The following is a 23,254-nucleotide window of genomic DNA, read 5'->3' as shown; positions in this document are numbered from 1 at the left end:
AGCAGCCGCGATGCCGAGACCACGAGGGCCGGGGCGCGGGGGGCGCGCCGGACCGAACCGGCCGACACGCGCCGGTCAGGGATCCGGAGCCGGGGGGCTCAGGGCCCGGCCGCACCGAAGGCCGCACCGAAGGATCCCGTCGCGCCGATCGACGGCGCCACCGCGCTGTCGATCGAGGTGACCGGAGATCCGGCGCCGCTGCCGGGCCGGATGCGGCTCTGGGTGGCGCCGCCACTGCCGGTCCGGGCGCCGCGCGCCGCCTTCGCCACCGCGGTCATCGCCGTGGTGCTGGTCGGTGTGGTCGGCATCCTGCTGGTCAACACGGCGACCGTGGAGCAGTCGTTCCGACTGGACGCTCTGCGCAACGAGAAGACCGAGCTCGATCAGCGGCAGCACGACCTGGAGCGGCAGATCGTCGACGCGTCCGGTCCGGGCAAGCTGCACGCCGCCGCCCGCCGTCTGGGTCTGGTGCAGGCGGCCGAGCCGGCGGTCATCTGGCTGCCCAACGGCGAGATCATCCGGCCGCCGGTGCCCGGCAAGGGCCCGACCGCGCCGACCACCGACGACGGCCTGCGTGAGTCCGGCGCGCCGTCCGCCGCGGTCGAGCGGTAGGCCGGCGTGTCGCCGCGAGACGACGACGAGACACCGCGCCGGGGTACCTCACCCCGGCGCGGTTCGTCGCGTGACCTACCCGGTGAGGAGCCGGAGGAGAACCCGCGCGACAACCGGCGCGGCCGATCCAGCATCGGGGAGGCCCGGGCCTACACCCCGCGCGGCCGGACCGTGGCCGAGCGCGGCCGGCTGCCCCGCGACAGCGGCCGCAACGCCGACCCGTTCCGGCCGGCGCTGCAGGTGCTCGACGGCGGCGAGAGCGGCCAGCGCTCCCGGACGCGTGGCCGGACCACCGAGCCGCCGCCCCCGCGCGAGGAGCCGAAGCCGCAGGCCAGGACGACACGGGAGCCGGCAAAGCCGCGGGAACGGGTCCGGAAGCGGGAACCGGAGCGACCCCGGGAACGGGACCGCCGTCGCCCCGAGCCGAAGCCCCGGCGGCCGGTCCCGGCGGAGCCGCCCAAGCTCGCCAACAGCACCCGGCGGTTGCGGCTCGGCACGGTTCTGGCGATCTCCCTCTTCGTCACGATCGGCGTACGGCTGGTGGTGCTCCAGGTCGCGACCTCCCCGGAGGAGGCCGCCAGCCTGCTCGAGCTGCGCGAGAACCGGCTGAGCAGCGTCACCCTGCCCGCCCCGCGCGGCAGCATCCTGGACCGCAACGGCAACGTCCTGGCGCACAGCGTCGAGGCCCGGTACGTCTACGCCGACCCGGAGAACAAGGGCCTGCAGGACGACGTCGCCGGTACCGCCGCGAAACTGGCGCCGCTGCTGGGCGTACCCCAGTCCGAGCTTTTCGAGAAGTTGCAGCGCAAGCAGGTGCTCGGGCAGTGGACGAAGTTCCGCTACCTGGACCGTGGTGTCGATCTGTCGGTGGCCGACCGGATCGACGCCCTGAACCTGGACGGTATCTACACGCACACCGACGAGCGGCGCGATGTGCCGGGCGGTGACCTCGCGTCGAACCTGATCGGGTTCACCGGTGAGGAGGGGCGCGGCCTGGAGGGCCTGGAGGCGCGATACGACGACCTGCTGCACGGCACCGACGGCAAGCGGGTCTTCGAGGTCGGCACGGGCAAGCTGAACAAGCCGATCCCGGGCGGGTTCCAGCAGGACGTCGAGGCGCGGCCGGGTAACTCGCTGCAGCTCACCATCGACCAGGACCTCCAGTTCCAGGTGCAGCGGATCCTGGACGCGGCGGGCAAGAAGAAGAACGCCCGGGTCGGCGGCGCGGTGGTGCTCGACGCCCGTACCGGTGAGGTGCTGGCCCAGGCCAGCTACCCGTTCTACAACGCGGCGAAGCCGAACGCGGTGGACCCGATCGAGCGGATCGACATGCCGAGCAGCGTCGTCACCGACCCGGGGTCGAGCCACAAGGCGTTCATCTTCGGCGCGGCCCTGCAGGAGGGTCTGGTCCAGCCGGACGAGCTGATCACGATCAGCCCCGCGATCAAGAAGGGTGACACCACCTTCAAGGACACCCACCCGCAGGACAAGGGCACCCGGATGACCCTGCCGGGGCTGCTCGCCTTCTCCTCGAACGTGGGAACCATCCTGCTCGCCGACCGGCTGGGCCCGGAGAAGGTCTACGAGTACCAGCAGAGGTTCGGCCTGGGCAAGGCGACCGGTGAGGGCATGCCGGCCGAGGCCGAGGGCGACCTGCTCGAGGTGGCCGACTGGAGCGGCTCGTCGTACGGCTCGGTGCCGATCGGGCACAGCGTCTCGGCCACGCTGATCCAGATGGCGGCCGGGTACGGCGCGATCGCCAACGACGGCGTCTACATCCAGCCGCATCTGATCAAGGGCACCATCTCCGGCGAGGACGGCACCGAGACCCCGGCGCCGGCTCCGTCGACGCACCGGGTGCTGGACGCGAACGTGGCCCAGGAGCTGCGCCACATGATGGAGGCGGTGACCACCGTCGAGCACGCGACGGGTCTGGCGGCCCAGGTGCCCGGTTACCGGGTGGCGGGCAAGACCGGCACCGGCAAGCTGCTCGTCAACGGGCAGTACACCAGCAACAACGCCAGCTCGTTCGTCGGTATGGCCCCGGCTGAGAACCCGCGTTACGTGATCGCGGTGTCGATGGACGTCAGCAGCGGCGGCGGCGGTGACGTGGCGGCCCCGGCGTTCAGCGACATGATGTCCTACGTCCTGCTCCAGAACCACGTGCCGCCGTCCGGCAGCAAGGCCCCCGAATTCAAGATCAAGGAATGACGCGGGTCGCATGGCGTTGACGACGAGCCGTCGGAGACGGGGTAGGGTCTGACGCCGTGTCCGGCATTCCACGTCCCGAGACCGTGGAGCCGTGCCTGCTGGCGCGGCTCGCGGAGCTGTTACCGGCCGATCTGACCGGCGGTGACGTCCCGGTCACCGGCATCACACACAGTAGTCGGGAGGTGCGCCCCGGTGATCTCTACGCGGCGCTGCCCGGCGCCAACCGGCACGGCGCGGAGTTCGTGGCGGACGCCGCGCGTTCCGGTGCGGTGGCCGTCCTGACCGACCCGGCCGGTCGCGCGGCGGCCGTTGCCGCGGGTCTCCCGGTGCTGGTCACCGACGACCCGCGGGCGGTGCTCGGCGCGGCCTCGGCGGCGATCTACCGGGAGCCGTCGCGGCGGCTCACCATGATCGGCATCACCGGTACGGCCGGCAAGACCTCCACGGCCTACCTGGTCGAGGCGGGTCTGCGGGCCGCCGGCAAGGTGACCGGGCTGGTCGGCACGGTGGAGACCCGGCTCGGTGACCTGGTGGTCAAGAGCGTGCGGACCACCCCGGAGGCCACCGACCTCCAGGCGATCCTCGCCGCCGGCGTCGAGCGCGGTGTCGAGGCGGTGGTCATGGAGGTCTCCAGCCACGCGCTGGTGATGGGCCGGGCCGGTGGCATCCGGTTCGCGGCCGGCGGCTACACCAACTTCGGCCAGGACCACCTCGACTTCCACCCGACCTCGGAGGACTACTTCGAGGCCAAGGCCCGGCTCTTCGACGGCCGCTCGGCGGCCGAGGTGCTCAACTTCGACGACCCGGCGCTGCGGCCGCTGTTCAAGCCGTCGACGATCACCTACTCGGCGGCCGGCGACCGATCCGCGACCTGGTGGGCCTCCGACGTACGCCCGTCCGACTTCGGTCAGCTCTTCACCGCACACGGCCCGGACGGCCGCTCCGTCGAGACCGGCGTGACGCTGCCCGGCCTGCACAACGTCTCGAACGCCCTGCTGGCGCTGGCCCTACTGGTCGCGGTGGGGGTGGACGCCCGGGTCGCGGGTGCCGGCATCGCCGCCTGCCGCGGCGTCCCGGGTCGCCTGGAGCTGGTCGACGCGCCCGGCGAGATCCTCGGCGTGGTCGATTACGCTCACAAACCCAACGCGATCGTCGCGGCGCTCACCGCGCTGCGCGGGCTGGCCACCGGGCGCGGCGGCCGGCTGATCTGCGTGATCGGCGCCGGCGGCGACCGAGACCAGGGCAAACGGCCGCTGATGGGCGCGGCCGCCGCGGAGGGCGCCGACTTGGTGATCATCACCGATGACAACCCGAGGACCGAAGACCCCGCTGTCGTACGGTCGGCCGTGCGCTCCGGTGCGGAGGAGGCGTCCACGCCCGCCAAGATCATCGAAGTGGCCGGCCGGCGCTCCGCCATCGCTGAGGCGGTGCGCCTGGCCTACGCCGGTGACGTGATCGCGGTGCTGGGCAAGGGCAACGAACTCGGCCAGGAGGTGAACGGCGAGGTGCTGCCGTTCGACGACCGTATCGAGCTGGCCACCGCTCTGGAGGCGCGCGCATGATCGACCTGACCCTGCGAGAGATCGCCGGGATCACCGGCGGCCGGGTCGTCGGTGACCCGTCGGTGCTCGTCACCGGCGACGTCGAGTACGACTCCCGCAAGATCGGCCCGGGCGGCCTGTTCCTGGCGTTCGCCGGGGAGAAGGTCGACGGCCACGACTACGCGCGGGCCGCCGTCGAGCGGGGCGCCGCCGCGGTGCTCGGCTCCCGGGACACCGGCGTGCCGGGTGTCGTCGTCGAGGACCCGTTGGTCGCGGTGGCCGCCCTGGCCCGGGCCGTGGTCGCCCGGCTCCACGACCTCACCGTGATCGGGCTGACCGGCTCGTCCGGCAAGACCACCACCAAGGACTACATCGGGCAACTGCTGTCCCGGATCGGTCCCACGGTGGCGCTGCCCGGCTCGCTCAACAACGAGCTGGGTTTCCCGTACACCGTGTTGCGGGCCTCCGAGAAGCACCGCTTCCTGGTGCTGGAGATGGGCGCGCGCGGCGTCGGCCACCTCAGGTACCTGACCGAGATCGCCCGCCCGTCGATCGGCGTGGTGCTGAACATCGGCGCCGCCCACATCGGTGAGTTCGGCTCCAAGGAGGGCACCGCACTGGCCAAGGGCGAGCTGGTCGAGGCGCTGCCGTCGACCGGGGTGGCGGTCCTCAACGCCGACGACCCGCTGGTGGCCGCGATGGCGTCGCGCACCTCGGCCCGGGTGGTCATGGTCGGATCGACCGGATCGCTCACCGCCTCGGACGTCACGCTCGACTCGGCCGGGCGGGCGTCGTACACCCTCGCCGACGGCACCCGGTCCGGGCGGGTCCATCTCACCACCGCGGGCGAGCACCAGGTCGCCAACACCCTGGCCGCCGGCGCGGTGGCGCTGGCCGCCGGGATGGCCTTCGACGACCTGGTCGCCGCGCTGAGCGAGGTGGGCATCGCCTCCGAGCGCCGGATGGACGTCTACACCCGGCCGGACGGTGTCACGGTGGTCGACGACTCGTACAACGCCAACCCGTCGTCGACCTCGGCCGCTCTGCGGGCGCTGGCCGCGATGGGTGGCGGCAAGCGCACCACCGCCGTCCTCGGCTTCATGGCCGAGCTCGGCGAGCACGAGGTGTCCGGTCACGCCGAGGTCGGGCGGCTCGCCGCCGAGCTCGGCGTGGACCGGGTGATCGCGGTGACCGGCAGCGCGGGTCCGATCCTGGACGGTGCGGCCGGAGTGGACGGCTGGCGGGGCACGGGGCTCCTCGCCGACGACCAGGCCGCCGCGATCGAGATCCTGCGCCACGACCTGCGCGCCGACGATGTCGTGCTGGTCAAGGGTTCCCGGTACCGGACATGGGACGTCGCCGACTGGTTGCGGCGTCCCGAGGAGGTTCAGCCCACGTGAGGGCAGTCATCGTCGCGGCCGCGGTCGCCTTTCTCATCTCGCTCTTCGGTACGCCCCTCGCGATCCGGGTCTTCTCGGCGCTCAAGGCCGGCCAGCCGATCCGGACCATCGGACCGCAGACCCACCTGGGCAAGCGCGGCACCCCGACGATGGGCGGTGTGGCGTTCATCATCGCCACCGTCTTCGCCTACGCGGCCGGGCACCTGGCGCTGACCACTCTGCCGGACCGGCAGATCGCCCAGGAGAAGCCGACCATGACCGCCCTGGTCCTGCTCGGCATCTTCGTCTTCTGTGGCGCGGTCGGCTTCATGGACGACTTCCTGAAGGTGCGGAAGAAGAACTCGGACGGTCTCAGTGCCAAGGGCAAGCTGCTCGGCCAGCTGCTGATCGGCACCGTGTTCGGCATCGCCGCGCTCTACTTCCCGAGCACCAACGGCCAGACCGTGGCCAGCGAGAAGATCTCCTTCATCCGGGATGTCAGCTGGCTGGACGTCGGCAAGGTCGGCTCGGTCATGGTGTTCGTCTTCGTGATCATGGCGATGTCGAACGGCGTGAACCTCACCGACGGCCTGGACGGCCTCGCCACCGGCGCGTCGATCCTGGTCCTCGGCGCCTACTCGCTGATCGGCTTCTGGCAGTACCGGCACTGGTGTGGTGACAACGCCTACGTCGGTGAGGCCGGTTCGCTCACCGCGCAGCACTGTTATCAGGTCCGGGACCCACTCGAGATCGCGATGATCGCGGCCGCCGCGGCCGCCGCCTGTGTCGGCTTCCTGTGGTGGAACACCAACCCGGCCCGGATCTTCATGGGTGACACCGGCGCGTTGGCACTGGGCGGCCTGATCGGCGGTCTGGCCGTGGCCACCCGCACCACGCTGCTCTCGGTCATCATCGGTGGCCTGTTCGTGATCATCACGATGTCCGTGGTCATCCAGATCATCTCGTTCAAGACCACCGGTAAGCGGGTCTTCCGGATGTCCCCGCTCCAGCACCACTTCGAGCTGGCCGGCTGGAGCGAGGTCAACATCGTGGTCCGGTTCTGGATCATCGCGGGCATCTGTGCCGCCATCGGTCTCGGATTGTTCTACAGCGAGCACCTGGCGGTCATGGGTTAGCACGTGACTGACCCGGGTGGGCCGGATCGGCCGCTGCTCACTCGGTAGAGATCGGATCATTCCTAGGCTCGGGAGCGCTGATTACTCAGCGCTCCTTTGAGTATGCGGAGGGTCGATGTCGATCTCTAAAGTTCTGTTCCTGTCGGCCGGGGCGGTGGCGATGGCACTGTCCGGCGCCACCGCGGCGGCCGCCTCCGACCGGGTCGCGCCGCCCCGCGCGATGGACGATCCGGACGTGATCAAGGTGTGCGTGGTGTCGAAGACCGGCGCCATCCGCTGGATGCTGCCCACCACGCAGGCCTGCCGCGCGAACGAGGTCCTGCGCGAGTGGAACGTCTCGGGCCTGATGGGGGAAGCCGGCCCCGCCGGGGCAGCTGGTCCCGCCGGGCCTACGGGGCCCGCCGGGGCGACAGGGCCGGCAGGCCCCACCGGCCCCACGGGTCCGGTCGGTGCCCCGGGCTCCCTCGGGGGGACCGGGCCGACCGGTCCACAGGGTCCGCAGGGCGTTCCCGGCACTCCGGGCACTCCGGGCACTCCGGGCGCGCCGGGCTCCCCAGGCCCACAGGGTGACCCGGGTCCGCAGGGCGCCCAGGGCCCGCAAGGTCCGCAGGGTCCGCAAGGTCCGCAAGGAAACCCGGGGGCGGCCGGGAGTTCGTCATTCGCACTGACACAGGAACTGGTGACCGGCACTGCGGGGACGTCCGTGATATGCCCGTCGATCAATCAGATTGCGATCTATGGCTACGTCGACCCGCTTCCCGGAGAGATCAGGTCGATCACGACCAACGCACAGAACATCTCGGCGCCTTTCGCATGGGACTTCGTCTGGGACGGAATGCTGTCCAACGGGGCGAACGTCTACCTGATCTGTGCCGTGCCCGCGGTTTAGGCGAAACCGTGCGGCTGTTCCGGTGGCGCAGGTGACAAAGCCCGATGCGACACGCCATCGACGGTGTGCGTCCATGTGTGGACATCGGACGATGATGGGGGTATGGCGGACGACCGTTCTCAGCAGGCCCGCCCGTCACTGAGCCGGCAGCTCCTGCCCGCCGTGCACGGGCTGCTGGCCAGACCCCTGTCCTCGTACTACCTGCTGATCGCGAGCTGCTCCCTGCTGCTGCTGATCGGCCTCACCATGGTCTTCTCGGCCACGAGCGTGAAGGCGTTCGCGGAGAAGGGCAACGCCTTCACCGAGATCAGCAGCCAGGCGGTCTACGCCCTGCTCGGCCTGGTCGCGTTCTGGATCTTCCAGCGGCTGCCCACGGTCACCTTGCGGGTCATCGGCCGGGGACTGCTCACCCTGTCCATCCTCCTGCTCACGCTCCTGGCCGCGATGAACGCGCTGGCGGCGGTCGACGTGCTGAGCCGGAACTCCGATGACGATCCCACGCTCGGTCCGCTGGTGGCCGACCTGAACTGGCTCATCCTCGGGTCGTTCAGCATGCAGCCGGGTGAGCTCGCGAAACTCGCCATGGTGCTGTGGGCCGCCGACGTGATCGCCCGCAAGGGCCCGGCCCTGGGTGACTGGCGGGAGCTGGCGATGCCGCTGTTCCCGGTGATCGGCCTGCTGTTCGTCCTGGTCGGCTACAACGACCTGGGCACCATGCTGGTCCTGCTGGCGCTGATCGTCGGCCTGCTCTGGGCGGCCGGGGTGCGGCTGCGGGTGTTCGGCGCGCTGGGCGTACTGGGCCTTGCCGGGGTCGGCCTGCTGATCGCGGCCGCGTCCCGGGGTGCCGGTTCCGGCACGGCGGGCCAGGAGAACTACCGGCTGCGGCGGCTGACCTCGTTCCTGGAGCCGCTGGCCGACTGCGACACCACCACCGAGGCCGGGCGCTCCTGCTACCAGCTGGTGCAGGGCCGTTCGGCGATCTTCGAGGGCGGCTGGTTCGGTGTCGGCCTGGGCAAGAGCGCCCTCAAGTGGGGTTATGTCCCGGAGGCGGGCAACGACTTCATCTTCGCGATCGTCGCCGAGGAGCTCGGCGTGGTCGGCTGTGTCGTGGTGCTGGCTCTGCTGTCGGTGCTGGCCTACACCGGTTTCCGGATCGCCCGCCGGGTCGTCGACCCGTTCCGTCGCCTCGCCGCCACCGCCGCCACCACCTGGCTGGTGGCCCAGGCCGTGATCAACATGGGCGGGGTGGTCGGGCTGTTGCCGATCACCGGTCTCCCGCTCCCGTTCATCTCCGCCGGTGGCACCGCGCTCGTGGTGACCATGGCGGCGATCGGCATACTGGCGTCGTTCGCCCGGGCCGAGCCGGACGCGGCGCGAGCGCTGAACGCCCGTCCGACGCCTCGGTGGGTGCGGCTACTCTGGGCCCCGCTGCCGCCGCTCCCCCCGCCGCGGCGGCCGGGACCACAGCGTCAGCCTGCCCAGAAATCGGCCGGTTCAGCGTCCAGCGAGGCGGGGGCGGGAAGGAGACGGTGATGGGTTCCCTGCGGTCGATCGTGCTCGCCGGAGGAGGCACCGGCGGCCACATCTATCCGCTGCTGGCCTTCGCCGACGCCTTGCGCCGCCACTTCCCGGAGATCCGGATCACCACGCTGGGCAGCCCCAAGGGCATGGAGAACGAGCTGATCCCGGCGGCCGGGTACGACCTGCGCAGCATCCCGGCGTTCCAGTTGCCCCGCTCGCTCAACCTGGACCTGCTGCGTACCCCGGACCGGATGTACAAGTCGGCCCACGCGGCCGGTGAGGTCATCGACGAGGTGCAGGCCGAGGTGGTGGTCGGGTTCGGCGGCTACGTGTCGGTCCCGGCCTACCTGGCGGCGTGGCGGCGGGAGCTGCCGATCGTGATCCACGAGGTGAACGTGCCGCCGGGCGTGGCCAACCGGATGGGGATGAAATTCACCAAGCGGGTCGCCGTCGGTTTCCCGCACCAGCTGGAGCAGGCCGAGGCGCTGCGCAACGCCCGGCTGGTCGGCGTGCCGCTGCGGACCGGGATCACCCACATGGACCGGCCGGCGCTGCGCCCGCAGGCGCTCTACCACTTCGGGCTGCGTCCGGACCTGCCCGTGCTGTTCGTCTCCGGCGGCTCGTCCGGCGCCCGCACCATCAACCTGGCGGTGGCCGCGTCGGCCAAGCGGCTCGCGCACGCCGGCATCCAGGTGCTGCACGTGCAGGGCGGCCGCAACGACCCGTTCGACGTGCCGAAAGACCTGCCGGTCCCGTATGTCGTCGTGCCCTACCTGTCGGACATGCAGCTCGGCTACGCTGCCGCCGACCTGATGCTGTGCCGGGGCGGCGCGATCACGGTGGCCGAGACGACCGCGCTCGGTATGCCGGCGATCTACGTGCCTTATCCGTTCAGCAACCAGGAGCAGCGCCGCAACGCGCTGCCCGTGGTGGAGTCCGGTGGCGGCATGCTCGTCGACAACAGCGAGCTGACACCGGAGTGGATCGAGAGCAACATCATCCCGCTGGCCCGCGACCGGCAGCGGCTGGCCGCGATGGGTTCGGCCGCCGCCCGTTACGGCCGCCGCGACGGTGACGAGCAACTGCTGCGCTTCGTTCTCGAAGCCGTGAGCTGACTGAGCTGATGAGGACTGAGGGAGTGACACTGTGAACACGGCGGAGCTGACGCCGGCCGGCGAGATGACCGCCGAGGACCTGGGCAGCGTGCACCTGATCGGGATCGGCGGGGTCGGCATGGCCGGCCTGGCCCGGCTCCTGCTGACCCGTGGCGTGCCGGTCTCCGGCAGCGAGCTGCGTGAGTGGCCGGCCCTGGCCGCGCTGCGCGCGCTCGGCGGCACGGTGCACATGGCTCACGAGCCGTCCAACCTCGACGGCGTGGACACGGTCGTCTACTCGACCGCGATCCCGCAGGACCATGTGGAGATGGTGGAGGCGCGCCGCCGCGGGCTGCGGGTGCTGCACCGCTCGGAGGCCCTGGCCGCGGCGATGACCGACCGGCAGACCATCGCGGTGGCCGGCACCCACGGCAAGACCACCACCACGTCGATCATGACGGTGATCCTGCAGCACGCCGGGCAGGACCCGTCCTTCGTGATCGGCGGCGAGATGTCGGCCGCCGGGTCGAACGGGCATCACGGCACCGGTCCGCACTTCGTGGCCGAGGCCGACGAGCACGACCGGACCTTCCTGATCTACCGGCCGCACGTCGCGATCATCACCAACATCGAGGGTGACCACCTCAACAACTGGGGCGACCTGGAGACGTTGAAGGCGGGCTTCCTGGAGTTCGGCGGGCTCGCCGACGGATTCGTGGTGACCTGCGCCGACGGTCCGGGCACCGAGGAACTGATCGCGGGGCTCAAGGCGCAGGGCAAGACCGTCTACACGTACGGCGAGTCGGCCGGCGCGGATCTGCGGATCTTCGACATCACGTCCTCGGTCAGCGGCGTGCGCTACCAGGCGGAGCTGGACGGGCGGCCGCTCGGCGAGTTCAAGCTGGCCCTGCCCGGCACGCACATGGGCCTGAACAGCGCGGCGACCGTGCTGACCGCCCTCAAACTGGGCATCGAGCAGTCTCTGGTGACCGAGGCCCTGGAGTCGTTCCCGGGGGTCCGCCGCCGGTTCGAGCGCAAGGGCATCGCCGCCGGTGTCCGGGTGTACGACGAGTACGCGTACCACCCGACCTCGGTGAAGGCCGCGCTGCGCACGCTGCGCGAGGTGGCCGGTGACGGCCGCCTGCTGGTGGTCTTCCAGCCGTACCGGGTGTACCGCACCCGGGACCTGGAGGCCGAGCTGGCCGACGGTCTCGCGGTCGCCGACGAGGTGATCTGCATGGAGGTCTTCGGGCCGGGCGAGACCCGCGGCCCGGGCGAGGGCGGCCGGGCGCTGACCGCGGCGATCGACCTGCCCGAGGACCGCAAGGTGTTCGTCCCGGACTGGGAGGACGTGCCCGCCGAGGTGGTGCGGCGCAGCCGTCCCGGTGACGTGGTGGTGACGATGGGCGCGCCGCCGATCTCGCTGATGGGCGACGAGCTGCTGGCCGCGCTCACCGAGGCGGACCGCCACCCGGACCTGGCCGGGTAACGACGATGGCCGGCGGGGGCTCGCGCAACTGGCGGCTGGTCCGGGCCGATACGGACGCGGTGCCGCCGTCGGCCCGGCGCTTCATGGCGCGGGCCCGGCAGCGGCGGCTGCGGGCCGCGATGCCCTGGCTGATCGGTGGCGGCGTGCTGCTGGCCGTCGGTGGGCTGGTCTGGTTGGTCTACGGCACCGCGGTGCTCGGGGTGCGTGACGTCCGGGTGGTCGGCGCGGAGGTCCTCACCCCGGAACAGGTGCGTACGGCCGCCGCGGTGGAGCCGGAGCTGCCGCTGGCCCGGGTCGACCTGGACGAGGTGCGTGACCGGGTCCGGAAACTGCCACCGGTGGACCGGGTGCTGGTGAGTCGCAGTTGGCCGTCGACCGTGGTGGTCGAGGTGGTGGAGCGGGTGCCGGTGGCGGCGGTTCCGGCCCCGGACGATCAGTTCATGCTGATCGACGACGAGGGCGTGCCGTTCCGCGCGGTGACCGAGGTGCCGAAAGGGCTGCCGCTGGCCCGGCTGAGCACACCGGGGGCCGGTGACGAGAACACCGGTTCGGCGCTGACCGTCCTGGCTGCGCTCAGCGACGAGCTCCGCGAGCAACTGGTGGCGATCGCCGTGCCGTCGCCCGTGAAGATCAGCTTGGAGCTGCGCAACGGCCGGGTGGTCATCTGGGGTGACGACACCAAGAGCGAGCGCAAGAGCACCGTCGCCACGGTGCTGCTCAAGCAGAAGGGCGACGAGATCGATGTGAGCGCCGTGAATGTGGTGACCATACGATAACCATCCGGTTATTCGGACAAAGCGTGATGAACGCAATAAAAGGTTCAAGGTTACGGGTGAGTCGGATACTCACCTCCTAAGCGCACGCGACACGCCGCCCGGGGTCTTTGGATGCGGCGGCATGTCCGCATACGTTGCGTCGAGAGGTTCGAGTGGTTGACATAACTATGAACCTCTAGTAGAGGGTGAGGGTTTCCTCGCCTTCCTTTGTACGGCAGCGGATGTCGAAGTGCGGTTCCCTGGACCGCAGGGGCCGTCGACGTCCGCCAACCCCGGAAGGGATGGCTGAGCCCGATGACACCTCCGCACAACTATCTTGCGGTCATCAAGGTCGTCGGCATCGGCGGTGGTGGCGTGAACGCCGTCAACCGCATGATCGAAGTTGGGCTCAAGGGTGTGGAGTTCATCGCGATCAACACCGATGCGCAGGCGCTGTTGATGAGCGACGCCGACGTCAAACTGGACGTCGGCCGGGAACTGACGCGTGGCCTGGGGGCCGGCGCGCAGCCCGAGGTCGGCAAGAACGCCGCCGAGGACCACCGCGACGAGATCGAAGAGGTGCTCAAGGGCGCCGACATGGTCTTCGTCACGTGCGGCGAGGGTGGCGGCACCGGCACCGGTGGCGCGCCCGTCGTCGCCAACATCGCCCGCAAGCTGGGCGCCCTCACGATCGGCGTGGTCACCCGCCCGTTCAACTTCGAGGGCAAGCGGCGCCAGGTGCAGGCCGAGGCCGGCATCGACGAGCTGCGCAACCAGTGCGACACGCTGATCGTGATCCCGAACGACCGGCTGCTCGCGCTCGGCGACCGCGGCATCAGCATGATGGACGCGTTCCGTCAGGCCGACCAGGTGCTGCTCTCCGGTGTGCAGGGCATCACCGACCTGATCACCACGCCGGGTCTGATCAACCTGGACTTCGCCGACGTCAAGAGCGTCATGAGCAACGCCGGCAGCGCCCTGATGGGCATCGGCAGCGCCCGTGGCGACAACCGCGCCGTCGAGGCCGCCGAGAAGGCGATCTCCAGCCCGCTGCTGGAGCAGAGCATGGACGGCGCCCGCGGCGTGCTGCTCTCCATCGCCGGCGGCTCGGACCTGGGTCTCTTCGAGATCAACGACGCGGCGCAGCTGGTCACCGACGCGGCCCACCCGGACGCGAACATCATCTTCGGCGCGGTCATCGACGACGCCCTCGGCGACGAGGTGCGGGTCACCGTGATCGCGGCCGGCTTCGACGCGGGCGCGCCCGCCTACAAGCCGTCCGAGCCGGCCCGCAAGGTGCCGGCCCCGTCCACCGGGAGCTCGCTGCCCCCGGTGCCGCCGCCGGTCACCCCGCCGCCCAGCACCCCGTCGCCGCGGACCAGCCGGGTACTCTTCGACGACGTGGACGTCCCGGACTTCCTCAAGAACGGCTCCTGAGCGCAGCTCTCCCGTACCCCTCAAGAAGGTTGACTTTTGACCGACGCCGGACGGCGCGCTGAGCTCGCCGCCAATCTCGAACGGGTGCGGGAGCGCATCGCGCAAGCCTGCGCGGCGGCCGGAAGGCCGCCGGACGCGGTCACCCTGACCGCGGTGACCAAGACCTACCCGGCGAGCGACGTCCTGTTGCTCGCCGGGCTCGGTGTCACCGACGTGGCCGAGAACCGTGACCAGGAGGCTTCGATCAAGGCCGAGGCGGTACGCGCGGGGGGCGCGCGGCCGCGTTGGCACTTCGTCGGGCGACTGCAACGCAACAAGGTCAAGTCGGTTCTGGACTATGCCGACGTGATCGAGTCGGTCGACTCGGTGCGTCTGGCCGAGGCGCTGGGCCGGGCCGCCGCCGGCCGCGCGGAACCGCTCGAGGTGCTGATCCAGATCAGTCTGGACGGTGATCCGGCACGCGGGGGCGTGTTCGGAGATGATCTCTGGCGGGTATCCGACGCGGTGACCTCATCGGAGGGTCTGCGACTGGGCGGCCTGATGGCGGTGGCGCCGCTGGGCGAGGAACCCGGCGCGGCCTTCGCTCGTCTGGCCGAAATCGCAGGTCAGATGGCCTCTCGACACCCCGGCGCGACGGTCGTCTCGGCGGGCATGAGTGGCGATCTGGAGGCCGCCGTCCGGTATGGGGCGACACACGTACGGATCGGTACTTCTTTACTCGGGATGCGAAACTCGCTGCGGTAGCCTTGCGGCGGGCAGCAAACTACACAGGTGTTGTTCAACGCGACGAACCGCCACGGGTCTCGCATTGGACGGCGCGGCGTCGCAACGGGTCGTGGGTCCGATCAGGACTCGTTCCGGCTCGTAAGGGGGGACGCGGCACGCCGAGGGGGCGCGGGCCGCAACAGCGGACGGAGGGTGGGGGCATGGACTCTCGGCAGGGAGAGGTGGCATGAGCGGAGGCGCGTTTCGCAAGGCGGGCGTCTGGCTCGGCCTCGTCGAGGAGGACGACGAGCGTGGGTACGACGACCGCGGCTACCGGGAGAGTTCCTACCGCTCGCGCGACCGTGACCGGGATCGCGACCGTGACCGCTACTCCAGCGACAGGTACTCGTCGGACGACGAGTTCGCCGACGACGACGAGGACGAGCGTTCCGTCCCCCGGGCCCGTACCGAGCGCCGTGAGCGCGAGCGGCTCTCCACCGCTCGGCAGGACCGTGACCTCGACCGGGATCGTGACCGGGAGGAGAGCGAGCGCCTCGATCGGGCGAGCGTCCGCTCCATCACCCGGCCGGCTCCGGCCCCGGAGCAGTCCGCGCCGCTGACCTACTCCACCCGGGAGAACCTGGCGCTCAAGCCGCAGCCGGTGGCTCACCCACAGCCGGTGCACCAGCGGCCGGCCGAGGAGGAGCAGCGCTACCAGATCACCACGCTGCACCCGACCACGTACCGGGAGGCGCGCACGATCGGCGAGCATTTCCGGGACGGGGTGCCGGTGATCATCAACCTCACCGAGATGGACGAGTCGGATGCCCGGCGCCTGGTGGACTTCGCCGCCGGGCTCGCTTTCGGCCTGCGCGGTACGATCGAGCGCGTCACCAACCGGGTCTTCCTGCTGTCTCCGGCGAATGTCCAGGTCACCGCCGAAGACAAGGCCAAGATCGCAGAGGGCGGCTTCTTCGCTCAGGGCTGATCAGCTCTGGGCGGCCGCCCGCCGATCGTGACCCGGCGAGTGACGCCTGACCCGGCTTTGATTGACCCGAACGAGGGATCCACCTGACGTGCTGTCGATCGTGCTCCAGATCCTCTACATATTGCTGTACCTCTTCATGATGGTGCTGCTGGCCAGGTTCGTGCTGAGCGCCGTGCTCCAGTACGGGCGTCGCTGGCAGCCCAGCCGAGGTGCGTCGGCGGCTCTCGAAGCCGTGTGGAGCGTCACGGATCCACCCCTCAGGGCGTTGAGGCGTGTGATCCCACCGCTGCGCATTGGTAACGTGAGTTTGGACCTGGCTTCCATCGTGCTGCTGGTTATCCTGTTCGTGCTCATGAACGTGGTACTTCAACGATTGATCGCAGCGCAGTACTGATCACATCGCAACACAGCTAGACAGCAGCCCCAACCGCGGCCGCGACTGACCCGAGGAGTTTCGATGCCGCTGACCCCGGCCGACGTGCACAACGTCGCCTTCAAGAAGCCCCCGATCGGCAAGCGGGGGTATGACGAGGAGGAGGTCGACGCCTTCCTTGACGAGGTGGAGCGCGAGCTTGCCCGTCTGATCGAGGAGAACAACGAGCTGCGTGCCCAGGTGGAGCGCGGCGGGCGGGGTGGCGCACCGGCTGGCCCGGGTGCGGATCCGCGTCTGGCGGCCGAGCTCAACGACCTGAAGGGCCAGCTCGACCGCGTCCAGCGGGACAAGACGGCGGCCGAGCAGGCGGCCCGGCAGATGCAGGCCGAGCTGGACCAGGTCCGTGCTCAGGGCCCCGGCCCCGGCGCTCCGGCCGGTGGCGCCGACGGCGAGCAGCAGGCCCTGCGGGTGCTCATGATGGCCCAGCGCACCGCCGACGACCACGTCGCCGACGCGCGCCGTGAGGCCGACAAGCTTCTCTCCGACGCCCGCTCCAAGGCGGAGGAGGTCACCCGCGAGGCGCGGGCCAAGGCCGACGCGCTCGAGCGTGACGCCCGCCAGCGCCACCAGGAGGCCATGGGCGGCCTGGACGCGAAGCGGACCGCGCTGCAGAAGCACATCGAGGAGCTGAAGCAGTTCGAGCGGGAGTACCGCACGCGCCTCAAGGCGTATCTGGAGAGCCAGCTGCGTGACCTGGACGGTCGTGGCCAGGGCCTCGAGGCCGAGCTGACGCGGGCCGACTCCGGCCGTGCCGTCGGCGGCTCGGGTGGTCTCGCCGCTGCCGGCCTGGCCAGCTCCTACAGCGGTGGCCGGACCAATTCCATCGAATCGGGTCGCTGACCGCAGCACGCCCCCGCACCGCGACGAGGATGAGCCATGATCGTTGCTAGTCTCCTGCTCATCCCCGTCGCGGTTCTGTTCATCGCGCTGGGAGTCGTCAACGGCTCCAGCAGCCATTTCATAACCGCGATCGTGGTCAGCCTGCTGGCCGCGGTCGTTCTCGTCATCGGCACCCGGCAGTCCTCCGCCCGGCGTGTCGCCGAGGCCACCGGCCGCCCCGCCCGCCGTGAGCAGCCGCCCGCCTTCGCCGAAGATTCTGCCCCCGAGCCGGAGCCCGCCGCAGGCGAATCCGTCGAGTACGAGGAGCCCGCCCCGGTCGTCGTGGAACGCGACCGGGATCTGGATGTGGATCTCGACGTGGACGCCGCCCGGGCGGCCGGAGCCCGCGACGCGGCGACCCATCTGGGTGACCGACGGGCGCCGACCGCAGACTATGTCGATTCCGACTCCACGGTTGATTCCCGCCATTCTGGTCCGGCCGCCTTCGAAGCCCGCTCGGGCGCCTTCGATCCCGCGCCGGCTGCCTCCGATTCCGGTGCGCCCGCCTTCGATCCCGGTGCGCCCGTCGCCGATTCCGGTGCGCCTGCCTTCGATTCCGGTGCGGCCGCCTTCGAATCCGCCGCGGCTGCCGAGTCCGGGCGCGGCGCCGCCGGTGAGCATGCCTGGCGGCCCGCCGAGCCGGCCGATCAGGCCGACGAGTTCGCCGAGCCGGACGACGACGATCCCGACGACGAGCCGCTGCCCCAGTCGGTGCGGCCGGCCGACGCCGTGCTCGTCGCGCGCATCGACACCGAGGTGCTGGTGGTCGACGGTCGCCCGCGCTATCACATGGCCGACTGCCCGCACCTGGTCGGCCGGCTGACCGAGGCGCTGCCGGTGAACGAGGCGGTCGAGCTCGGCTTCAGCCCGTGTGGCCTGTGCCGCCCGGTGGACCGGCTCGTCGCGACCGTGGCCCACCAGCGTTGAGCTCCCGGCCGGCCGGGGTGTCGGTGCCGGTCCGGGTGCGACCCGGGGCTGGGCGGACCCGGGTGGGCGGGCGATACGAGGGTCCACACGGTCCGGCGCTGATCGTCGCGGTGGGTGCGCCCGCGGTCGACGGCAAGGCGACCGAGGCGGTCCGCAAGGCTCTCGCCGGCGCGCTGGGGGTGCGGCCCGGCGAGGTGTCGCTGCGGCTGGGTGCCACCAGCCGGGACAAGGTGTTCACCGTCACGGCGCCACCGGACTCCTGGGCGGATCGGCTCACCGAGCTTCGGGACGACGCATAGTGATCGTCGGGTCACGTCCGGTGTATTCTCGTTAATCCGGCAGCGTACTGGGCACTTCCTGGGGTTTTGTCGGATCTGGCAGTGATGGCGGGTTGTCGTGATAGTTCACGTTCCGTATCGTTGCCAGCCTCCAGAGTGCGCGGCCGCTTCCCCGGTCGTGCCCGTTCAAGCAGACCGACCAGGGGATAGGGCGGCCCGCCCAGCGGCCGCCCGTTTTTGTAGACCGCTGATCGCCGCCGGACGGCGGCCGAGGGAGCGACGATGGCCAAGGTAACCGAGACCCGGTCCGGATCGAACGGCGTGGCCGCGGAGCGGGTTCGTGACGAGGCGGAGACCGAGCAGATCCGTCAGGCGCTGGTCGCGCGGCTCGGCGAGCTGCAGGCCGAGTACGATCAGGCGCTCAGCGAGATCACCGAGCTCCAGCGCGAGCGGCTGGCCGACTCGGCCGGGGACGACCAGGCCGACACGGGCACCAAGACGTTCGAGCGCGAGCAGGAGATCACGCTGGCCAACACTCTGCTCGAGCGGATCACACAGGTCGAACGCGCGATCGATCGGCTCGGGTCGGGCAACTACGGTTGGTGTGAGCGGTGTGGCAACCAGATCCCGGTCGAGCGGCTGGCTGCGTTCCCCTCCGCCACGCTCTGTGTCTCGTGTAAGCAGTTGGAGGAACGACGCTGAACGCCGACGAACAGGCCGCCCCACGGTTCAGCCCCCGTGCGGTGGCGATCCTGGCCGCGACCGCGGGCATCGCCGTGGCGGTCGACCAGTGGGTCAAGCACCTGTCCACGGAGAACCTGGATCCCGGCGAGCCGGTCCGCATCCTCGGTGGCCTGATCTATCTGTCGCTGATGCGCAACGGCGGAGCCGCGTTCAGTCTCGGCAGTGACTACACCTGGATCTTCCCGGTGATCACCCTGGTGGTGGTCGCCGTGATCGGGTGGCTGGCGTCCCGGCTCCGGTCGGTGCCCTGGGGCATCTCCCTCGGCCTGGTGCTGGGCGGGGCCCTGGGCAACCTGGGTGACCGGCTGTTCCGTGCGCCCGGACCGTTCCAGGGTCACGTGGTCGACATGATCAGCCTCTTCGCGCCGTACGCGGAGAAGTTCGCGGTCTTCAACATCGCCGACAGCTGTCTCACCGTCGGGGTCTGCCTGGCCGTGCTGCTGGAGCTGACCGGCCGGCAGCGCGACGGCACACGCCTGGTCAACGAGAAGAAGACCGCCCCCGCGAAGGAAGAGACAGCATGAGCGGGCAGCGTTCCCTGCCGGTGCCGGACGGGCTCGACGGGATGCGGCTCGACCAGGCCGTCTCCCGGCTCTTCGGGCTGTCCCGGACCGCGGCGGCCACCCTCGTCGAGTCGGGTGACGCGCTCGTCGACGGCGTGCCCCGGCTCAAATCGGAGAAGGTGACGGCCGGCTCCTGGTTGGAGGTCACCCTCCCGTCGCCGGTCGCGCCGCCCGCGGTGGTGGCCGAGCCGGTGCACGGCCTCGGCATCATCTACAGCGACGACGACATCGTGGTGGTCGACAAGCCGGTCGGTGTGGCCGCGCACCCCAGTCCCGGCTGGACCGGCCCGACCGTGATCGGCGGGCTGGCCGCCATGGGGCAGAACGTGGCGACCAGCGGCGCCGCCGAGCGGCAGGGCGTGGTGCACCGGCTCGACGTGGGCACCACCGGTCTGATGGTGGTGGCCAAGAGCGAGCAGGCGTACACCGTGCTGAAGCGGGCCTTCAAGGAGCGCGAGGTGGAGAAGCGATACCACGCCGTGGTCCAGGGGCACCTGGATCCGCTGCGGGGCACCATCGACGCGCCGATCGACCGGCACCCGACCGCCGACTGGAAGTTCGCGGTCATGTCGAGTGGCAAGCCGAGCGTCACCCACTACGACACGATCGAGGCGTTCCGGTCGGCGAGCCTGGTCGACGTGCGGCTGGAGACCGGGCGGACGCATCAGATCCGGGTGCACATGTCGGCGATGCGGCACCCGTGTGTGGGTGATACGGCGTACGGCGCCGATCCCACCCTGGCCGCCCGGCTCAAACTGGACCGGCAGTGGCTGCACGCTCGGGAACTGGCATTCGCACACCCCCGAACGTATGAAGAGGTGCGGTTCGTCAGCGATTACCCTGACGACCTGAAACACGCGCTGGACGTCCTCCAGGACGCCGGCTGACCGTCGGGAGTGAACGTGGGCCCCGCGACCCGTATGCGGGCGGTCCTCGTCGGATTCGGGGCCGCGGCGCTCCGGTTGCAGATCATGACCGGAGTGTCGCTGGCCGCTATCGGTGCACTGGTCCTGGTGGTCTTCTGGGCCGACCGGGATCTGCCGGCCGGTGAGGAGACCGGCGACGTACTCCGGGTGGGCGTCGTGGAGGGCCAGTCGATCAGCGGCTACCTCCGTTCCTCGCAGGACGAGCTGGCCCGCCTGAACAGCGGGCCGCCGGCCGAGACCTGGGCGCTGGTCGCCTTCAACCGGTACGCGGCACCGGACGGGCTGCCCGGCATGCTCGCCGGTGCCCAGGTGGCCCAGGTGTACACGCGGGTGCCGATGGAGGATGCCCGCACTCCGGTGCTCCGGATCCCGGTGGTCGAACTGCCTGCCGACGTGACCGCCGGGATGATCGGCGCGGCTCGGGTCCGTGACCAGGAGCAGGCCGACTACCAGCGGCTGAGCGGGGAACTGGACGGCGACGGGCGGACCGAGGCCCGGTTGCGGGCGGCCTACCAGAGTGCGGCCCGGGTGGCCGCCCAGGAGGCCGCCGCCTACCGGGCGGGCTGTGAGTGCGTCTTCGCCGCGGTGGTACGCGCCACGCCCGCCGTGCTCGACGGGATCTCGGCCCGGCCCTGGGTGCGTGTGGTGGACCCGGCGCCGGAGGTCAGTCGGCTGGACCGTACCGAGTTCCGCCCGCCGCTGCCGGAGGAGGTGGACGTGGCATCGCCCGATCCGTCCGCCGTGCCATCCCCGGTGGTGAGCGTTGCCTCAGCGGGGCCCGCACCGTTACCGTCGTCGATCGAGGTGGATGTGACATCTGCCTCACCTGACAATTCAGGCGGGACACCCTCGCCTGCCGTATTCCCTTCCGACGGCTCGGGTGCCGTACCCTCGGCAGCGGACGCGAGTCCAGCTCATGAGGGTGCGGGAGTGACTCCCGAGGCGTCCGGCGGGGATTCCGGCCGTTAGGTTTTGCATCCCCGAAACGTTCGGCCGGAGGCTCGTACACATCCGGCGCGGCAGCATGTGATCAAGAACGACCGGGGGATGGGCGGTCGGCCGGTGGCCCGAATAAGGTCTCATCCGTAGCCTGTCAGGGGCGAGCGAGACCATCGCCGTGAAAGATGCCGGGTAGGCGCAGAAAGGACGAGCCGTGGACGGGACCGAGACCGGCTGGGGCCGGCCTGCGGAACCAGCCCCGCGCTGGCGGGCGCTGCTCGACCGTGCCCGGCACGGCCGCACCGAGGAGCCGGAAGAGGCTCCGAAGCAACCGGAGACGCCCCCGCAGCAGCAACAACAGCAGCAGCAACAGTGGGGCCAGCAGCTGCCGACCCGCGGTGCGGCGTCGGTGGGCCGTCCGGTCAACCCGCTCGACCCGCGGCAGGCACCCCAGCAGCCCGGCGGCGGTTTCGAGCGGCAGGCACCCCAGCAGTCCGGCGGCGGTTTCGATCGCCAGCCGGCCGAGCCGCAGCGCCCGGCCGTCCCGCAGCGGCCGATCAACCCACTCGACCCCCGCTGGCAGGGCCGGCGTGAGCCCGAGCAGCACAGCTTCTTCGAGCCGTCGCAGCGGTCCCAGCCGCAGCAGCCGGCCCCGTCGCCGCCCGCTCCCCAACCGGGCCAGCAGCAGCCGGGCCAGCAGCCGCCCGGCTACGGGTCCGGCTATCCGGCCCCCAACGGCTACGGGCAGCAGCCCGCCAACGGGTACGCCCCGCCGGCCCCCAACGGGTACGCCCAGCCCGCCCAGGCGTATGCGCCGCAGCAGGCCTACCCGCCGGCTCCCGCGCCGCCGCAGCCCCAGATGCCGGTCCAGGCGCCACAGCAGGCGCCCGGCCGGTCCTCCGCGCCGGTCTCCCCGGCCCCGGCGGCCGCCCGGATCGAGTGGCGTCAGACCCGGACCGAGGACGGGATGGACCGCGCCGTCTCGGTGATGCGGCGCAAGCTGGGTCAGCCTCGGGTGCTGGCGTTCGCCAACCCGAAGGGCGGCGTGCACAAGACCACCGCGACCGTGCTGGCCGCGGCCACCATCGGCAGCGTCCGCGGCCGGGGCGTCCTCGCGTGGGACGACAACGAACTGCGCGGCACCCTGGGCCTGCGGGCCGGTAGCGCCCGGCACGCACGCACGATAAAACACCTGCTGGCCGATCTGATGCGGATCGAGGCCCTGCACGGCGACGCCCTGCTCCAGGAGCTGGACGCCTACCTGCGGCACGCCTCCGACGGTTCGTATGACGTGCTCGCCGGTGAGGAGAACCCACGGTTCGCGCAGCGGCTCGACCAGGGCACCGTGCGTCGGGTGATGGACCTGCTCCGCCGGACCCACGACGTGATCTGTGTCGACACCGGCAACAACGTGGAGAGCGTGAACTGGCAGACCGTGATGCGGTCGGCCGACCAGCTGGTGATCACCACGGTGCCCCGGGAGGACGCCGCGTTCACCGCCGACTGGATGCTCGACGTGCTGGAGGAGGGCGGTCAGGGCGACATGGTGGCCAACGCCGTGACGCTCATCTCGTGCCCCTCGCCGGGCCACCTGCCGCTCCTGGAGGACTTCAAACGGCACTTCGCGACCCGGACCAGGGCGGTCGCCGTGGTGCCCTACGACCCGGCCCTGGAGGTCGGTTCCTCCATCGAGTACGGCGATCTCCAGCAGGAGACCCGGCAGGCCTGGCTGCGCGCGGCGTCGGTGATGTTGGAGCCCTTCGCGGAGTAGGTTCTGTCGTACGCCGGGGCTAGGCTTCCTGGGCTGT

General features: G+C 70.9%; 22 protein-coding genes. All 22 read left to right on the top strand.

From position 1 onward, the window contains the following. Positions 1-177: 177 nt before the first annotated feature. Positions 178-612: a hypothetical protein gene (locus tag Q0Z83_RS35655; protein ID WP_317787637.1), complete on the top strand. Its 435-nt coding sequence runs from the start codon at positions 178-180 to the stop codon at positions 610-612. A gap of 6 nt (positions 613-618) precedes the next feature. Beyond that, positions 619-2,823 carry a peptidoglycan D,D-transpeptidase FtsI family protein gene (locus tag Q0Z83_RS35650; protein ID WP_317787636.1) on the top strand — a complete coding sequence of 735 codons (2,205 nt, stop codon included), beginning with the start codon at positions 619-621 and terminating at the stop codon, positions 2,821-2,823. Between the two features lie 56 nt (positions 2,824-2,879). After that, positions 2,880-4,385, top strand: coding sequence for a UDP-N-acetylmuramoyl-L-alanyl-D-glutamate--2,6-diaminopimelate ligase (locus Q0Z83_RS35645; protein ID WP_317787635.1), 1,506 nt, complete (start codon positions 2,880-2,882; stop codon positions 4,383-4,385). Continuing rightward, positions 4,382-5,764, top strand: a complete 1,383-nt coding sequence (locus Q0Z83_RS35640) for a UDP-N-acetylmuramoyl-tripeptide--D-alanyl-D-alanine ligase (protein ID WP_317787634.1) — start codon at positions 4,382-4,384, stop codon at positions 5,762-5,764. The genes Q0Z83_RS35645 and Q0Z83_RS35640 overlap by 4 nt, the downstream gene beginning before the upstream one ends. Next, entirely contained in the window at positions 5,761-6,879 is a 1,119-nt protein-coding gene (gene mraY / locus Q0Z83_RS35635; RefSeq protein ID WP_317787633.1) for a phospho-N-acetylmuramoyl-pentapeptide-transferase, read from the top strand. Before Q0Z83_RS35640 ends, mraY begins: the two co-directional genes overlap by 4 nt. A gap of 115 nt (positions 6,880-6,994) precedes the next feature. Then, complete coding sequence (locus Q0Z83_RS35630) at positions 6,995-7,768, top strand: hypothetical protein (protein WP_317787632.1); 774 nt, start codon at positions 6,995-6,997, stop codon at positions 7,766-7,768. A gap of 102 nt (positions 7,769-7,870) precedes the next feature. After that, positions 7,871-9,301, top strand: coding sequence for an FtsW/RodA/SpoVE family cell cycle protein (locus Q0Z83_RS35625; protein WP_317787631.1), 1,431 nt, complete (start codon positions 7,871-7,873; stop codon positions 9,299-9,301). Beyond that, positions 9,301-10,404, top strand: coding sequence for an undecaprenyldiphospho-muramoylpentapeptide beta-N-acetylglucosaminyltransferase (murG, locus tag Q0Z83_RS35620; protein ID WP_317787630.1), 1,104 nt, complete (start codon positions 9,301-9,303; stop codon positions 10,402-10,404). Before Q0Z83_RS35625 ends, murG begins: the two co-directional genes overlap by 1 nt. A gap of 31 nt (positions 10,405-10,435) precedes the next feature. Continuing rightward, entirely contained in the window at positions 10,436-11,872 is a 1,437-nt protein-coding gene (gene murC / locus Q0Z83_RS35615; protein ID WP_378078683.1) for a UDP-N-acetylmuramate--L-alanine ligase, read from the top strand. 5 nt (positions 11,873-11,877) lie between these two features. Beyond that, positions 11,878-12,648 (top strand): cell division protein FtsQ/DivIB, encoded by a 771-nt coding sequence (locus Q0Z83_RS35610; protein WP_317787629.1) that lies wholly within the window; start codon positions 11,878-11,880, stop codon positions 12,646-12,648. 294 nt (positions 12,649-12,942) lie between these two features. Further along, entirely contained in the window at positions 12,943-14,064 is a 1,122-nt protein-coding gene (gene ftsZ / locus Q0Z83_RS35605) for a cell division protein FtsZ (RefSeq protein ID WP_317787628.1), read from the top strand. A 36-nt stretch (positions 14,065-14,100) separates the two neighbouring features. Continuing rightward, on the top strand, positions 14,101-14,808 hold the full coding sequence (locus Q0Z83_RS35600) for a YggS family pyridoxal phosphate-dependent enzyme (protein WP_317787627.1): 708 nt from the start codon (positions 14,101-14,103) through the stop codon (positions 14,806-14,808). A gap of 208 nt (positions 14,809-15,016) precedes the next feature. Then, on the top strand, positions 15,017-15,757 hold the full coding sequence (locus Q0Z83_RS35595; protein WP_317787626.1) for a cell division protein SepF: 741 nt from the start codon (positions 15,017-15,019) through the stop codon (positions 15,755-15,757). A gap of 88 nt (positions 15,758-15,845) precedes the next feature. Continuing rightward, positions 15,846-16,151 carry a YggT family protein gene (locus Q0Z83_RS35590; RefSeq protein ID WP_317787625.1) on the top strand — a complete coding sequence of 102 codons (306 nt, stop codon included), beginning with the start codon at positions 15,846-15,848 and terminating at the stop codon, positions 16,149-16,151. Positions 16,152-16,214: 63 nt separating this feature from the next. Beyond that, positions 16,215-17,030: a DivIVA domain-containing protein gene (locus Q0Z83_RS35585; RefSeq protein WP_317787624.1), complete on the top strand. Its 816-nt coding sequence runs from the start codon at positions 16,215-16,217 to the stop codon at positions 17,028-17,030. Between the two features lie 36 nt (positions 17,031-17,066). Then, positions 17,067-17,996: a hypothetical protein gene (locus Q0Z83_RS35580; protein ID WP_317787623.1), complete on the top strand. Its 930-nt coding sequence runs from the start codon at positions 17,067-17,069 to the stop codon at positions 17,994-17,996. Continuing rightward, positions 17,993-18,295 (top strand): DUF167 domain-containing protein, encoded by a 303-nt coding sequence (locus Q0Z83_RS35575; protein WP_317787622.1) that lies wholly within the window; start codon positions 17,993-17,995, stop codon positions 18,293-18,295. Before Q0Z83_RS35580 ends, Q0Z83_RS35575 begins: the two co-directional genes overlap by 4 nt. Before the next feature lie 261 nt (positions 18,296-18,556). Next, on the top strand, positions 18,557-18,976 hold the full coding sequence (locus Q0Z83_RS35570; RefSeq protein ID WP_317787621.1) for a TraR/DksA family transcriptional regulator: 420 nt from the start codon (positions 18,557-18,559) through the stop codon (positions 18,974-18,976). Further along, complete coding sequence (gene lspA, locus Q0Z83_RS35565; RefSeq protein WP_378078697.1) at positions 18,973-19,542, top strand: signal peptidase II; 570 nt, start codon at positions 18,973-18,975, stop codon at positions 19,540-19,542. Before Q0Z83_RS35570 ends, lspA begins: the two co-directional genes overlap by 4 nt. Continuing rightward, entirely contained in the window at positions 19,539-20,468 is a 930-nt protein-coding gene (locus tag Q0Z83_RS35560; RefSeq protein ID WP_317787620.1) for an RluA family pseudouridine synthase, read from the top strand. Before lspA ends, Q0Z83_RS35560 begins: the two co-directional genes overlap by 4 nt. Positions 20,469-20,483: 15 nt before the next feature. Beyond that, the gene (locus Q0Z83_RS35555; protein ID WP_317787619.1) at positions 20,484-21,476 is read left to right on the top strand and encodes a hypothetical protein; all 993 of its coding nucleotides are present in this window, start codon (positions 20,484-20,486) and stop codon (positions 21,474-21,476) included. A gap of 184 nt (positions 21,477-21,660) precedes the next feature. Continuing rightward, a complete protein-coding gene (locus tag Q0Z83_RS35550) occupies positions 21,661-23,217 on the top strand; it encodes a MinD/ParA family ATP-binding protein (protein WP_317787618.1) in 1,557 nt (518 codons plus the stop codon). The last annotated feature ends 37 nt before the right edge of the window (positions 23,218-23,254 follow it).

Origin of the sequence: Actinoplanes sichuanensis (assembly GCF_033097365.1) — a bacterium.
Lineage (GTDB): Bacteria > Actinomycetota > Actinomycetes > Mycobacteriales > Micromonosporaceae > Actinoplanes > Actinoplanes sichuanensis.
Note: the sequence above shows the minus strand (reverse complement) of the source record. Positions and strands in the feature narration are given on the sequence as shown.